This is a genomic window from Allocoleopsis franciscana PCC 7113 (genome assembly GCF_000317515.1).
GTDB lineage: Bacteria > Cyanobacteriota > Cyanobacteriia > Cyanobacteriales > Coleofasciculaceae > Allocoleopsis > Allocoleopsis franciscana.
In genome coordinates this window covers 732,036-747,282 of record NC_019738.1, presented here as the reverse complement: position 1 = coordinate 747,282, position 15,247 = coordinate 732,036, and the positions used below count along the sequence as shown (strand labels likewise).

At 46.3% G+C, this 15,247-nt stretch carries 10 protein-coding genes; 3 read left to right on the top strand and 7 right to left on the bottom strand.

Annotated features, from left to right (window positions below):
* Window positions 1-193: 193 nt before the first annotated feature.
* Together MIC7113_RS03135 and infC are read right to left on the bottom strand one after the other, a co-directional pair.
* Window positions 194-3,193 (bottom strand): HEAT repeat domain-containing protein, encoded by a 3,000-nt coding sequence (locus MIC7113_RS03135; RefSeq protein WP_015180724.1) that lies wholly within the window; start codon window positions 3,191-3,193, stop codon window positions 194-196.
* An 87-nt stretch (window positions 3,194-3,280) separates the two neighbouring features.
* Complete coding sequence (gene infC / locus MIC7113_RS03130; protein ID WP_041779871.1) at window positions 3,281-3,817, bottom strand: translation initiation factor IF-3; 537 nt, start codon at window positions 3,815-3,817, stop codon at window positions 3,281-3,283.
* 232 nt (window positions 3,818-4,049) lie between these two features.
* On the opposite strand from infC, the gene MIC7113_RS03125 reads away from it, so the two are divergent.
* Window positions 4,050-5,003 (top strand): alpha/beta fold hydrolase, encoded by a 954-nt coding sequence (locus MIC7113_RS03125; RefSeq protein WP_015180722.1) that lies wholly within the window; start codon window positions 4,050-4,052, stop codon window positions 5,001-5,003.
* A gap of 51 nt (window positions 5,004-5,054) precedes the next feature.
* Here MIC7113_RS03125 and MIC7113_RS03120 read toward each other — a convergent pair whose 3' ends face one another.
* From MIC7113_RS03120 to MIC7113_RS03110, 3 genes are all read right to left on the bottom strand, one after another.
* The gene (locus MIC7113_RS03120; protein WP_015180720.1) at window positions 5,055-7,181 is read right to left on the bottom strand and encodes an iron uptake porin; all 2,127 of its coding nucleotides are present in this window, start codon (window positions 7,179-7,181) and stop codon (window positions 5,055-5,057) included.
* 636 nt (window positions 7,182-7,817) lie between these two features.
* A complete protein-coding gene (locus MIC7113_RS03115) occupies window positions 7,818-8,159 on the bottom strand; it encodes a BON domain-containing protein (protein ID WP_015180719.1) in 342 nt (113 codons plus the stop codon).
* A gap of 476 nt (window positions 8,160-8,635) precedes the next feature.
* Window positions 8,636-9,004, bottom strand: a complete 369-nt coding sequence (locus MIC7113_RS03110; protein WP_015180718.1) for a BON domain-containing protein — start codon at window positions 9,002-9,004, stop codon at window positions 8,636-8,638.
* A gap of 311 nt (window positions 9,005-9,315) precedes the next feature.
* Here MIC7113_RS03110 and ilvN point away from each other — a divergent pair, with 311 nt between their 5' ends.
* Complete coding sequence (gene ilvN, locus MIC7113_RS03105) at window positions 9,316-9,834, top strand: acetolactate synthase small subunit (RefSeq protein ID WP_015180717.1); 519 nt, start codon at window positions 9,316-9,318, stop codon at window positions 9,832-9,834.
* 16 nt (window positions 9,835-9,850) lie between these two features.
* Here ilvN and MIC7113_RS32990 read toward each other — a convergent pair whose 3' ends face one another.
* A complete protein-coding gene (locus MIC7113_RS32990; RefSeq protein WP_015180716.1) occupies window positions 9,851-12,130 on the bottom strand; it encodes a PAS domain S-box protein in 2,280 nt (759 codons plus the stop codon).
* An 844-nt stretch (window positions 12,131-12,974) separates the two neighbouring features.
* Window positions 12,975-13,976, bottom strand: a complete 1,002-nt coding sequence (locus MIC7113_RS03095) for a zinc-dependent alcohol dehydrogenase family protein (RefSeq protein WP_041779870.1) — start codon at window positions 13,974-13,976, stop codon at window positions 12,975-12,977.
* Window positions 13,977-14,271: 295 nt separating this feature from the next.
* Between MIC7113_RS03095 and MIC7113_RS03090 the strand changes: the two genes are divergently transcribed.
* On the top strand, window positions 14,272-15,237 hold the full coding sequence (locus tag MIC7113_RS03090) for a GAF domain-containing protein (protein ID WP_015180714.1): 966 nt from the start codon (window positions 14,272-14,274) through the stop codon (window positions 15,235-15,237).
* The last annotated feature ends 10 nt before the right edge of the window (window positions 15,238-15,247 follow it).

The following is a 15,247-nucleotide window of genomic DNA, read 5'->3' as shown; positions in this document are numbered from 1 at the left end:
CAGCTAGACTCAAGACTAATAATTGTGAAAATATACCGTTTGACGTTAAACAAGGCAGAAGAAGGAAGCCAAAAGGCAGTCAATTGGAAAGGTATTCTAATACCCAATCCGCATTGATAGCCCCCTTTCTCGCCGGAGCGCATTTTTCTCCCCAGCACCCCAGCACCTCTGCACCCCCGCACCCCACCTTGCCTTAGCTCACTTGACCCAACTCTTGAAGTATCCGCTGCGCCTGATCAGCCACTAAACGATCTGAGTCATTTTTCAAAGCGGGTAACAAATCAAGACAAGCACGAGGCGAGGCTTCTCTCAAATAGGCTAAAACCGCTTCTCGGACAAAACCGGTCGGATGACGCAAGCACACGAGAGTAGCTTCCGGCGTCAAACTGTAGTGAGCGGTTCTGGCTAAATGAAAACAACAAGCTAAAGACCAATCGGGCAGAAAATGACGAAATTCAATCAACCTGCGGAGGCGATCGCTCGGACTCATCGGTTGATAAGGTACCCATTCCTCCAAACAAGCCATCTTCTCTTCCGGAGAACGGCGGTCTAAAATGGACAAAAACGCTCTTTTTTGGGGAATATCCAGCGTATTATCTAAAATTTCTAACCCCAATGCCACATTAGACCGTGATTCCGAAGCTACATTAAACGCTCCCGCTTGAATCGCACTAATCGGGTACAAGAACTTCATCAACAAGAAACAGCGTTCTAATAAATCCGTTTGCAAATTGTGTAGCGCCCCGACGAGCAAATCGGTCTCCTCTCCAGAGCTTTTCTCACTCGTTAGATCGAGAATAGCGGCAAAAATCTGACCCAGAAACAGTAATTCTTGCTCAATGAGCATCTCAATCCCGCTGCGCCCCAATTGGTCAAGGACGCCTTCAATCCCAGCGTCCTTCGGCATCTTCAGCAGAATCCGGAGAATATTGCGACGAGTTGTCCCCCAACTGCTCATCAACTGTTGCACTAACTGATTGAGGGCTTGTGCTGTGCCCATCTCACCCAAAGCCATCCAAGCCTGTAATCTCACCAAATCGGGCTTATGGATATCTTCTGCCAACTCCATGAGTAAGGGAATCGCTTCATCCTTCAGGCGCACCAATGCCCCACGCGCCGCTTCACGGGTGGATTTATAGTACAGTCCTTTCATCAAAGAGCCATAGTACTCCTCCAAGTGAGTGGCGGCAATCACCTCCAACAAAGCCCGACGCACCCGCAACGACTCATCTTGCAAGAGATTGGGAATATAAAGCCTCAACGCCTGCAAATATTCTGCCTCGCCTAGCGCCCGTGTCCCCATCACCCGTTCTTGTTCTCGTTTAGAGGTGAGCATCCGCCGCAAGGTATTCGTCGCCTCTGCCTTCTCCGCAGGCGTTCCCCGGCGCAAAATTAAAGCGGCGGCAGTGGCTCGTACCGTTGGCTCCACACCAGAATGCATGTAATGCTTAATAGTACGAATATCGAGTTCGGATTGGGTCAACCAGACATAGCGTAGTGCCAAGGCTAAGACTTCTGGGGGTGGTGTTTGCTCAATTAGGACTTGAACGTCGCCCAGGTAATCGGGGTTCGGGTACTCTAACATGGCCTCTAGACTCTGGCGTTGCAAGGCCGTAGACAAGCGAGGCAATAAAGGAGCGAGGACTTCGCCCACGGTGGCTGGATCGATTTGAGATAACAGTTGAATGCAAGATCGTTTCTCGGCTTCCGTCCCAGGCTGCTCCAATTCTTCCACCACAGCCCGCTTGAATGCCCGTAAGTCCACATCGGAAAAACCTAGACGCCCTTGTTCTGCACTCTGCACGAGCAAACTCACATAACTTGATCGCATCAAGTAGCCACTCAACAACCAGATTGCCGAGAACAGAACAATCGCAAAGATAAACACCTGACTCTGCAATTGTTCCATCGCTGGGAACAGATTTTTGGTCACCCAAATCGTGGTCAAGATGCTGATACCTGTGATCCCTGTTGTGATCGGTTCGGCAATACCCTGTACAGAAGTCTGAACAGCATTTCGCATCTTCTCTGGTATGGGTTGGAAGAGGACGGGTTCAATGCCAGCGATTAAGGTATAGCGCAGTAACTCATCGATAAACCGGAGTAAGATCAGACCGACAAACAGCCCAGTAATCAGTTCAGGTAACGCAATGACCTGACGGATCAACCCAATCACAACGTCGAATGCACCGGTCAGCATCAGCAATCCTAAAACTGATAACGATGCGGGCAACAGCATGGCGGCAACAAAGACGCCTAAGCGATCAATCGCCCGACTGGAGACAAACCATTGGGAGGTGAGTTCAAATAGCCCAATAATCCCGCCAAACAAGCCTAAAAAACCAGCAATGTCTGAAGTCTCTGGCAGCTTGTCCTCTAGTTGACTGAGATACTGGAATTCGACTAAGAGGTACAGGGCTTCTGCCAGGATAAAAAAGGTAAATAAAGGGATGATGTAGCGTTGCAGAGGACCGCTGGTGCTGCGAACCGCAAATTCAGACTCATCGTCTTCCCAATCTCGCGAGGGCAAGTCAGGAAAGGCTTGGTTATAGCGCTGACCGAGATAAAACAACGTTCCCGCCCCTACCAACATGGCAAAAGCTGCGAGAATAATCACATCGTACAGCCCCATGAAACGCAGCAGGACGGGTAAGGAGAAGCCGGCGACGACGTCAGCGACTAACAAACCGCTGGAGATGATCGGGTAGGTACGCTTAATCTCTCGGATGTTAAATAGCTGATTGGCGGCAACCTGGGAATTGAGGTCATTGAGGACTTCAACTGCATCAGACCACAACCGCACCAGAAAAACCGTCCCCAAAGCGATTCCACCATCGAAATAGTCGAGTCCCAAGCCCACGCGAAACAGTAACAGAGGTACGCTGGTCAACAGGGCGATCGTGACTAAGACGCTTCGCATCGGCAAAATGCCCGAAAGCCAGGAGTACAAAACTCCTAGCCCTGAAACCATAAACGCACCGACGATATAAATCAACGGCAATCGTTCAGCACCATATTTGTCTAGGAACAGCGCCACTGCACTGTACTCAAACCAAAGCCACCCCACAGAGGTTGCTGTGTAGAACGCGAACATCAATAAGGTTCGCTCACCTTCTTCGGGACGAAGGTTGACCCACTGTAGGGCTTTACGTACCCAGTCACCCTGAACACGAGCACGAGGTTGCAGTTTCATTGGTTCAAGCCAGTCAGTTGTTGTTTGTCAGTGATCTGTGGTTGTGTATCTGGTCACTGATCTTGACCCCTGACCACTGACCATCCTTTATTTTTTAGGAGAAAGTAGCATCATCATATTACGACCTTCCCGCTTTGGTAATTGCTGCACTTCCGCCAACTCTTCCAAATCCATCGCCATCCGCTTGAGCAAGTCTTCAGCTAAGTCACTGTGTTGAATTTCTCGACCTCTGAAGGTAATAGTGGCTTTGACCTTATCGCCAGATTTGAGAAAGCGCTCTGCTTGATTGACGCGCACTTGGTAATCATGCTCCTCAATTTTGTAGCGCATCTTGACTTCTTTGACATCGGCAGTGTGCTGCTTTTTCCTGGCCTCGCGGGCTTTTTTCTCCTGCTCAAATTTATACTTGCCATAGTCCATGATGCGACAGACCGGCGGATCGGCCTTGTCGCTCACCAAGACGAGATCCAACTCTTTTTCCTCGGCGATGCGTAAAGCTTCTTGAGGCGTGATTATCCCCAGTTGTCCCCCATCCGTATCGATGACTCGAATGTTAGGGAACCGGATTCTTTCGTTAATTGGGGGTAAATCGCGTTGGCGTCTATTTTCATTCACTGGCGTCAGATTAATTTCTAAAATCGGTGGATTGAAAAGGATAGAGCGTAGCGTCCGTTTACACTTGCCATTTTACTGAGACTTCTCATATTTCTGTGCAGGTTGTTCATGTAACTTCCAATTAGGGCAATGGGCTGGGGAACTTCAACGACTCTGACGGGGTCATTTTCAGTCGGTTAGGTCTGGGGAAACCCCATAAAATGGAAGAGAAATTGTAAACCTTTTTGAAGGTGAGGCTTTCGTGACAACATCTGTGCCTTGGCAGCAACGAGTTGGAAATCAGCGAGACTGGGTTTGGCGAGGCTGGCAGACTCGCTACACCTATATCCGATCCCCGCAATCGCTGAGTGAATCAACAGCCCCAATCATGCTGTTGCATGGATTTGGAGCCTCCATTGGGCATTGGCGTCATAACTTGGAAGTGATTGGTCAGCACCACACGGTTTACGCCTTGGATATGCTGGGGTGGGGGGCATCCCGGAAGGCATCCGTGGAGTATAAGATTGATCTCTGGGTAGAGCAGGTTTATGAGTTTTGGCAGACCTTCATCCGGCAGCCAATGGTATTGGTGGGTAACTCAATTGGCTCCTTAGTTTGTCTCGCCGCAGCGGCAGCTCATCCAGACATGGTTAAAGGAATTGCCCTGATTAATTTACCTGATTTTTCCCTGGAAGAGGAGATGACTCCCCCTTGGTTGCGACCCGTAGTCTCAGCCGTGAAGAGTGTTGTGGTTTCACCCGTCGTGATCAAAAGCCTTTTTTATGTGGTCAGACGCCCACCCTTTGTGCGGAAGTGGGTCGGGCGTGCCTACGCGAACCCCGCCGCTATTACCGCTGAGTTAGTGGAAATCTTAGCCGTTCCAGCCCAAGATCGGGGGGCAGCGGCTACGTTTAGCGCCCTGTTTAAAGGGATGACCTCTGCGGAATTTGGACCCAAGGTCAAAACCATTTTGCCGACCTTAAACATTCCCTTACTGCTGATGTGGGGGCGTCAAGACCGGATGATTCCCCCTTATTTGGCGCGTCAGTTTGCTGCCCTCAACCCGAATTTGGAATTGGTGGAATTAGATGATGCGGGTCATTGTCCCCACGATGAATGTCCAGATCAAGTCAATCAAATTATCTTAGACTGGCTGGCACGTCATTGTAATGAGACAAAACAGGCTAGCGATTCGTCTTTATCTACGACTCTGTAATGGGGAATTGTTGATTCATTTGAGTTTTCCCCATTCCCCATTACCACAACATTAGAACGTAAATGTAGTGCGAATAACACCCACCCCGGTGGTGTCATTGTTGCTATTTCCTTCCGGATTGAACAGCACAAAAGCACCCGGTGTAATGCTGATATTCTTACTCACCTGAAAGCGATAATAAGCCTCTAGGTGGTAGGGAGTGGCTCTGTTGACGCCAGCCGCCGCCAGCACCGCAGACCCACCTGCATCGACCCGGTAAAGTGGCTGTCCAAAAATGAGCCCGGCGGCATTCCCCTCTTTCAACAAGTCCTTAAAGTGCAAACCTACCATCCAACTGCTGAAGTTAGACGAGGCATCAACATCACCTGTGGAATCATTCGCAAAGATGTATGCCCCATAGGTACTTAACGCCACCTTCGGTGTTAACCGCCAAGTTAGGGTTGCACCAAATGAGTTGAGGTTTACGGGAGTGCCGAGAGCGACTCCGCCCAAAGCATTAGCATCCGATTGAGCTAATCCAGTGCCCAAGATGTTGATTTCGTGGTAACTGTGGGCATAGTTCAATCCAATGTCAATGGCGTTGGTGGGTTTAACCGTGAGTTGCATCGCAACAACGCTACTACCGCTAAATACACCCGCACCCAAGGGAGTCCCTGAAACCCCTGGCAGAACATCCGAAGCCTCACCGGGCAGGTTAGCATTAACGCTACCGTACAAGGCTCTGAGGTCGATTTTGTCAGAAATGCTCCAAATAAAGCCTGCCGCAGAGGCTAAACCTGTCCCCGAAGTCCCACCCGATACACGTGCTACGGGGTTGTAACCCGCGAAACGGGAAATCGCTTCTTGTCCCTCATCTGCAAAGGGAGTAATGGCGGGAAAGGCATCGGAAACTTCAGCCGCCGTGCCAGCAAACACCGTAAATTTGTTGGCAAGGGGGAAGATGTAAAGTAGCTTGTATAAATTAACGCTATTGGTTCCGACCATTGATAAGTCCTTGGGATCAAAGCCAGGAAATTGGGGTTCAAAGCTGAGCTTACTCATCCCTGAGGTAAGGGTTGAGCCTGGGAACAAGGTATTTTGCAGGCTATTTCCCCCAAAGACACCCCCCCCGAAGTTATAAGCTTGCAAACCAGTAATTAAGGTATCTTTCCCCGTAAAACTGGTGACTAAGTTAAGTCGCACCCGATTGGTAAGGATGATGTTACCGTCCTCGCCATCCGGCGCACCCCCGCTAGCACCAATGGCGGAAATGATGGCCTGACCACTTAATTTGGTTGTAGTGGAGAATTGATGATCTTCGAGAAAGGCAACTCGACCTTCTAATTGATCAATGCGTGACCCTAGAGTCGTGAGTTCGGGACGGAACTCATCCACTAATCGCTGCAAGGTGGCTAAATCTTGTTTAGTCGCAAATTCACTACCGCCGCCAGAAGTTAATTTCTCAATTTGTTGCAAACAGGCATTCAAACCCGCCGCAAATTCATAGCGAGTCATGGCACGGTTGCCTCGGAATGTCCCGTCTGGATAGCCTGCAATACAACCATAACGTTCAACGAGCGATCGCAACGCTTCATAAGCCCAATCTGTAGGTCGAACGTCACTCAACTGGGAAACGTTGGTCACTTGTCCCATTGAATCAGTAACTTGTAAATCACTGAGTTGGGAAACCTGAGTCACTTGCTCCATCGGCTCAGGATTGCTCTGTGCTAATTCTTTTGTAGCTGCTGCATTGGTGGGTTGAGCATTACTGAGTTGGGCAAGAGACTTTGCTGACTTGGAGGGTTCTGCCTGTCGAGGGGAACTCTTAGGGAGGGTAGAGGTGACAGATGATGGAGATTGTACCTCCTCGGTGATCGTGATGGGAGCCACTTCAAGCTCATCGGGATTCAGCAGAGTTGAACGCAATAAGCTCGCATCCGCTTGGGCTGTACTTAGATCAAGATTCGGATTCTGCTCACTCAAGCCGATGGGTTCAGCTTGAGTTGAACCCAAATTACTAGTGTTATCGACTGTTTCTGCCAAGCCATGAGCCTCATGGTCTGTTTTGGATTCAGTCTGCTTCTTGGCTGATACGTCTGTCACCCCGGCAACCGCAGGCTTGGCACCTAGATGTATAGACCCAGCTAATAAACCTAAAAGTCCTACTTCGCAAACTCTGATTAAAGAATTTTTATTCACACTAACTCCTCACACCAAAAAATTCAAAGTTTGCTATAACTTTGATGAAATGTTGTAGCACAGAAAACTCTAATATCTACAGCATTTGCTCAGACTATCAGGTATAAGTTGCTCTACAAAATTAAGAGTTTTCGTGCTTGACAGAACTGAATAAAACCAGTTATTGCAGATTGCATTTGCCTGAAATCCGACCACCGCAGGGACAAACGGTCGTTTGCTCCTACATCGGTACTTCGGGCATTTGAAAATCGCTATAATTGTGCTGCGTTATCAATTTTAACATTACACTTTTCTCAAGTTATTGCTGGTATCATTGAGAATTTCTATAGGTTGAATAGGCTAATATTTATGCATTGACCAACACCGATACAGCCGCTGATGAAAACATTTGATGTATTCAGAATACATATAAGTAAAATTAATAAAAGATATAACTAATCTAAATTATTGGGACAAAGACTCACTTTAAGAAAGTAAGCTTTTCAGCTCCGTTTAAGTCTCATTATTCATTGAAGCTAGTCATCTAAATCTATAAAATTAGAGAAAAAACTCCCTACTAACCACATCAAGTAGAGAGTGATACGGACGAATCAGACTCAATTGTCTGAAAGTTCTTTCCAGAATGAAGTGAACAATTTAACCAACAGTAACTTGATCAGTTGCAACGCTAGTAGCACCGCTAACGCCTTGGGCAACACTCACCATTTTGTCAAGAGTTGCTTGGTCAGAGACTTCACCCTTTAAAACTACAGTGCCCCCAGTTTGAGCAACCCACAGGCGTTCTTCATCAGCGAGATCGGGTTCTTGGTCAAAAGCTAAGGCGACCCGCTTGGCAAGACCACTTTGGTCATATTCTCCGCTTAAACCAACACGCTCTGGAGGAATTTCTCCGCCGTCAGGTGCCGCTTCTACAGGCGCAGGGTCAACCTGAGCCTCTGCTGGTTTTTCCATTCCAAATAGTCTTTGTAACCAACCCATCGTTTCGTTAGCTCCAAGAATGCTTGATTTTCATCAATATAATGGGTGATTTGGGGATTTTACACCATCTTTTCAGGAAAATATTTACACTTTCTGCTGTGTATATAGTAGAAGCTACAGCAGATTGCAAGTAAATAGAGACACTGAAGTCAGTGCATCAACGAATACTGATTCGCCAACTGCTGTTACTGTACTTCATAAACCTGCAATCTGCTGTAAGTATTGTAGATGGCGTCCCGCTAGGCTAACTCCCTGACAAGAAGTGGTTCAAAAGTGAATAGAACATAATTCCTGTCATAAATAGAAAATCTCCCTACTCACAATTTGCCGTAGGGAGCTAGGAAGATGTACTTAAAACCTATCCAAAACGTTTACTAAGCAATGAATTCAAAATCTGTTCCATCTGCACGCATTCTAGAAAGAAACCAGATTAAACTTTTATATCCGCGTTTCGGATAGGTCATGAAGAGAAAAATTTAACCCACTTTCACTTGACTGGTGTCTACGGCAGTGCAACCATTAACGCCTCTGGCAATACTCGTCATTTTGTTCAGGGTCGCTTGGTCAGAGACTTCGCCTTTTAACACGATAGTCCCGCTAGTCTGGGCTACCCACAGGCGCTCTTCATCAGCGAGATCGGGATCTTCGTCAAAAGCTAAGGCAACTCGCTTGGCAAGACCGCTTTGATCGTATTCTCCGTTTAAACCAACACGTTCTGGGGCAATGGTTTCGGCGTTAGTACTCGCAGGCGCTTGAGCTGTCGTTTGAGGTGCAGCCTGGACAGGAGGGTTAACCTGAGCGTCCTTGGGTTTTCCCATACCAAACAGTCTTTGTAACCAACCCATAACTTGTTTAGCTCCAATTACGCTTGATTGTCTTTAATATTATTGATAAATACGGAAATTAGCCGCATCTACCTAGCAACATATTTAATGCTTCCCGCTTACTCCACCTTTTGGCGTAGGAGAGATAAGTTTAGGCTCACTTGGCAAAAATAATCCATCTGTTTTCTGCCTCCTTGTCCCCTTGTGTGGTTTGGATGGATAGATTGAGTACTTTGTCAGTGCCAGAGATCGCGATATTATAAAAAACTCACGCCAAGACAACTTTCTCCGGTTGCGAGGCGAGTGCGTGCATACCGCCCTTGTTCTAATCAATGAAACACACCCTTTCCGTTTTGGTCGAAGATGAAGCTGGTGTTCTAACTCGAATTGCCGGTTTATTTGCCCGTCGAGGCTTCAATATTGAAAGTCTTGCCGTTGGCCCAGCCGAGCAGGTCGGCATTTCCCGGATTACTATGGTGGTACCTGGGGACGAACACATTATTGAGCAGCTAACGAAGCAACTCTACAAGCTGATCAATGTCCTCAAGGTACAGGATATTACAACTACACCCTGTGTCGAGCGTGAGTTGATGTTGGTGAAGGTGAATGGCAACAGCTCGACTCGCACAGAGATTATTGAATTAGCTCAAGTATTTCGGGCGCGTGTGGTAGATATTGCGGAGGATTCACTAACGCTAGAAGTCGTGGGAGACCCTGGTAAGATGGTGGCGATTGTTCAAGTCTTGGGTAAGTTTGGCATCCGTGAAATTGCCCGGACGGGTAAAATTGCCTTGACGCGGGAATCCGGGGTCAATACGGAATATCTGAAGTCTCTGGAAGCGAAAGTATAGTGAAGCTGACTTGCTTTTAAAGTGCCTTAGCGTCCTTTAGGGGTTCATGAGGGAGCATGACTGGCAGCTCAATCCAGAATTCTGTTCCCTCTCCTGGTGTTGAGGCACATTTCAACTGACCACCATGTTTATCAACGATAATTTGGTAACTGATTGACAATCCTAAGCCAGTTCCTTGACCTACAGATTTGGTGGTAAAGAAGGGGTCAAAAATCTGTTGTTGTACCTGAGCTGTCATCCCTGGGCCATTGTCGGCAATGCGAATTAACACCGTATTGTCATCTTTGAGTTGGGTGCGAATCCGAATACAAGGAGTTGGAGGTTGCTCTTGATTGGATTGAACGTCATGGCTTAAACCTTCAACCTGCGACCTTTCAACATTTAATTCTTCTAAGGCATCAATGGCATTACCCAAGATATTCATAAATACTTGGTTCATTTGCCCCGCATAACACTCCACTAGAGGTAGTTCACCATACTCTTTAACGATCTCAATTTTGGGTCGTCCAGCTTTTGCTTTTACTCGATGCTGCAACAGCAGTAGAGTATTATCGATGCCTTGGTGTACATCGACTGGCTCTCTAGCCGCTTTATCTAAACGGGAAAAGTTCCGCAATGAAAGAACGATTTGACGAATGCGTTCGGCTCCCATTTGCATGGAGTTCATCAGTTTAGGTAAGTCTTCGCTGAGGAAATCCAAGTCAATTGACTCCTCCTCGGCTTGAATGATGGGTGCAGGATGAGGATATTGCTGTCGATAAAGTTCAATCAAGTGCAGTAAATCTTGAGTGTATTGAGTCGCATGGGGAATATTACCGTAGATAAAAGAGACGGGATTGTTGATTTCATGAGCAATTCCGGCAACTAATAACCCCAGACTCGACATTTTTTCAGTTTGAATCAGTTGCGTCTGTGTTTCTTGCAGTTCATGTAAGGTGTTTTCCAGTTGAGTGGCTTTTTCTCTCAATTGGGCTTCCGATTGTTTTATGGCTTCCTCAGCTCGTTTTCGCTCTGTAACATCGCGGAAGTTGACCACGATGCGCGTAACAGGAGAATCCATGAGTAAATTGCTATAGGTTGACTCGATATATCGCCAGGAGCCGTCTTGGTGCCGAAATCGGAACTCTAGGGATAAATCAGTGGTGGGGTTTTGCAAGAAGCCTTGAAAATTCTGTTCAATATTGACCAGATCTTCGGGATGGACTAACTCAAAGAGACTTTGACCCATTAATTCTTTGGGTTTGTATCCTAAAACACCCCGAATAGCAGGGCTGGCATATTTAATTGTTCCATTGGCTTCTAAAATTGTTATTAAGTTCGAGCTAGTTTGAATGAGCGATCGCCATTTGGCTTCGTTTTGTGCCCAGACCGTTGCTTCTCGCTTGTGTTCTTCCTCCACACCTATAGCAGCAGCAATAATCCCCATCAACGTTTTTTCCCCTTGACTGGGAATGAAGGGATTCTGATACACCACAGATAATGCGCCGATATACTCCCCGGCACATTTCACAGCTTGCCCGATATATGTTTGTAATTGATGTGTCAAAATGTCGGGGTTGTTGTGGGCATAAGAGGTGTTTTGTAAGTCTTGAAGCACAAAGACTTGATTGCTACCCCGCTGAATCACTTCATGACAAATGTTGTGCTTCGGTTCACCCACATGCATGTAATTCGCCGGTGTCTGCCATTGACCTAACGACCAAAGTAAGCCTTGATTCAGTCGATTGTAGACGGCCCATGTTCCACCGAGTAACTCTCCTGCTAAGGCTGTTAGGCGGTTGATGTTCTCATCTGGGTCACTCTCAAGGCTCAAAAAACACTCATGGAGTCGGGAAAGTTTTTCTTCTGCCTTGAGATTGGTGATATCGCTCAAGGTACAAATCACTCGCTCTACACAACCATCCAAACCTAACTTGGGTTCAGTATTAATTGATAGCCAAACTCGATCCCTCAGTAAGGGTCGATACACCCCTAAAACCAAGTTCCGTAGGGGTTGGCGGCTCACTAATAGCATTAAAGTATGTTTAGCTCTTACTGGTACTGACTGGAGTTTGAGCTGAAACGGTTTGCCATTTTCTTGGATGATGTGCCAATCTGGATCAACGGGAGTTTGACCGAACAACTGACTTTCACTCAGTCCCAGTAAGTTCAGTGCGGCTTGATTGACGAAACGAATTTCTCCTTGGGCTTCCATGACCAAGATACCGAGGGGTAAGTCTTGGAATAGCGCTTCCGAAAGGGTGTTGTCCCAATGCGTTAGGGCAATTCTTTGAGGATCGAGTTGTAAAGGTAACATAGCTTCCAGCCAGGGCGCTTGGTGAATACATGGAGTCCTCGCTGACTCCTGTGTAACGTTTCTAATGTGTAGCGGAATACACCCTGAGAAAGAACTTTGTTCCAACTCTTTCTATAGACTTAGGAATTACTATTGCCTCCGGACAGAAGTAATTCATCAGTTAGAGAAGAGGGAATCTCAAAAGCAACGATCCACCCAAGGTAGCTTGGGCGAATTTACGGCTTTTTGTAGGCGGCACTAAGTTAAAATGTTTTCTTCCAAGAGATTAAATTAGAGTGTTGATTTCAGCCTCTAGTTCATCTGGGGAGAAAGAGTATATTTTAAATGGAAATAACATACTTCTATTTTATCGTGTTTTAACTTTGTGATTCGGAGAGGTTAACCCACTCAAAAAAATGAAGATTTTTGAAGTACTGATAAAGTTCAATATCTTTCATGGGATATTGTAAAGTTATTAAAAAGTTACGGCATGGCTGACCTCTTTTGTTGAAATACTGATTTTTTCATACTTTAGCTAAAAGAGAAATAAATTTTGGAAAATTTAAGAAAAAAAAACTCTGATTTATATTATAAATCTTAATGAATTTCATTATTTCTTTTTATAAAAGAAGATAATAATTTCTTACCTAAGATAGATTAGTAAGTTCAATCCAGGAATAGCCCGAAAAAGCGTCCAAAACAGCAGGGCGATATAGAGGCTGTGGGATGACCGTGAGTTAAAGCAGCCTGAAACTGTGCCATTGCAGCCCGCGTCTCCTTGGTTAGACAGTCTTCTCCTGCCCTATGTTCTCTATGCCTAGAGAGGTTTATTAGTTTTTACAAGTCATGGAGAACCGCTATCTATTTACTCCATAATCAGGACAATCTTACCCGTTGTTGACCCCGTTGCGATCGCCTGATGAGCCACCGCCGCATCTTGAAGAGGATAAGTTTCACTCAGGTGGATTTTGAGCTTACCCTCATCAATCCATTGGGCACACTGCTTGAGAATCTCAGCTTGGTGCTGCTGGGCAGCAACTAATCCTTGTAACAATGGGGTGAGCATGAGTTCAAGGCTAATGCGGAGATTACGCGATCGCGCCGCCTTCCAATTCGTCGCCGAATCGGGTTCGAGAATCGTCACCACATCGCCATACACCCGCACAGCCGGAAACGACTCCCAGAAGGTTTTACCACCTATCGTATCGAAGGCAATGTCTACCCCCTCTCCCCCTGTCCAATCTAGCGCCGCTTGCACAAAGTCAGTTTGTTTATAAAGGATGGGGTGATCGGCACCCAACTGACGCACTAATCTCGCTTTGTCCTGAGAACTAACCGTGGTACAAACCTCAGCCCCTTTTATTTTTGCTAGCTGGATGGCAACGTGACCCACACCACCTGCACCGGCATGAATCAGCACCTTTTGACCTGCTTCCAAGCGTGCGCGATCGTAAAGGGCTTCCCAAGCGGTGATTAATACTAAAGGTGCCGCCGCCGCTTCAGCAAAGGATAGGGAAGTCGGTTTCGGGGCAACTGAGGACTCATCTACAACCGTTAATTCCGCATAGTTACCGGTGTTCGATTCGCCCAATCCTCCAGCACAAAAGTAAACTTCATCTCCCACGCGAAATTGCTGGACGCCAGAACCCACCGCTTCCACCACACCCGCACCATCACAGCCTAAGATAGCAGGCATCTGGTCTGGGTAAAAGGTACCTCGCTGCCGCAGTTTGGTATCAATTGGGTTCACTCCAGCCGCGTGCAGACGCACTAAGATTTCTGTATCGTTTTGAAGTTTAGGTTCTGGTACTTGCTGAAGTTGCAGCACTTCAGGTGATCCAGGGGCTGTCATTAAGACTGCTTTCATTGGGTTGTTGTGTCGCTAAGACAATTATCCGGTATCTGAAACTTTACCGCACCTCTTGACCTTCTTAACCCGTTTCAACTGAGATCTTGCATCAGTTGCAACAACCACCAGTGGTTTTAACCACTATCTCATAGCTCGCATTCGTCTTCATACGACAGGATTTGAGTTTCAGTCCATTTCAATGGACTTGAACGATAAGTCAAGAATTGTTACCTAGGTCTTTAAGTTCAGTTATTACTAACTCCATTGCGCTTAAGTCTCGTTTATGATCGAAGTAGTTTTCTGATGCTCAATTATGTCCCGAACATTACGTGTACATCCGCAGTATATTCAAACCGTTAAGTCAATTTGGGAACGTAAAAGTGATGGGAGCGAGCGAGTTCTAGCAGAAGAATTAGGGTTAGCTCTGCCTCAAATTCATCTTTTTCTTAAAGGACAATTTTTAACGGGTCTTGATTTTTTAGAAATTTGTCAAGCCTTGAATTTGAACTGGCGAGAAGTCGCTGGCTTACATTTACCTGATAGTTCAGATTCTACTTTACCTGTAGCTTCTACCCCAAAAAACTCCCTCCCTAATTCCAGTCTAGATACAGCCGTTCTTAACCTAAATCAAGCCGTCGATGAGTTGGTGGGTGTTCTGTGTGAAATGCTACGCCGTCTGACGCGAAAAGTCGGAGATTTTATTAGGGCTGATCGCACAAGCATTTTTTTACTCGACTCCCAAAGAAACGTACTCGGCTCTATTAATGCAGAGGATGGACAAGGCGGTTCATTAGTTATTGAAGTGCCTTTAAATCGAGGAATCGCTAGTTTGGCTGCCACAACTTCCAGTGTGATTAATATTCCTTTTGATGTGTACAATGACCCACGTTCTGAAGAGTCTAAAAAGATAGATAAAATTACAGGATACCGCACTTACACTATCTTAGCTTGGCCTCTATTTAATAAGGAACAAAATTTAGTAGCTGTCGTGCAACTCATTAATAAACTAAGGCCAAATTGTGACCCTGGAGTCGAATTGTCAAGAAGAATCGATATTAATGGCTTTACGGAAGCCGATGAATCTTTGTTTGCTACCTTCGCTCCCTCGATTCTGCAAGTTTTAGAACGATGTCAGTTCTGTTACCAACTCACCCAGCAACTCAGAGAAGATACACAGCTTAATAAGCATAAACCAGACATTATTTTTCAGAAGGCTCAATTGATTACAGAACTGAAACAACAAGAGCAACAACTCCGAAAGATTCTTGACAGAATGTAGAGAAATCATA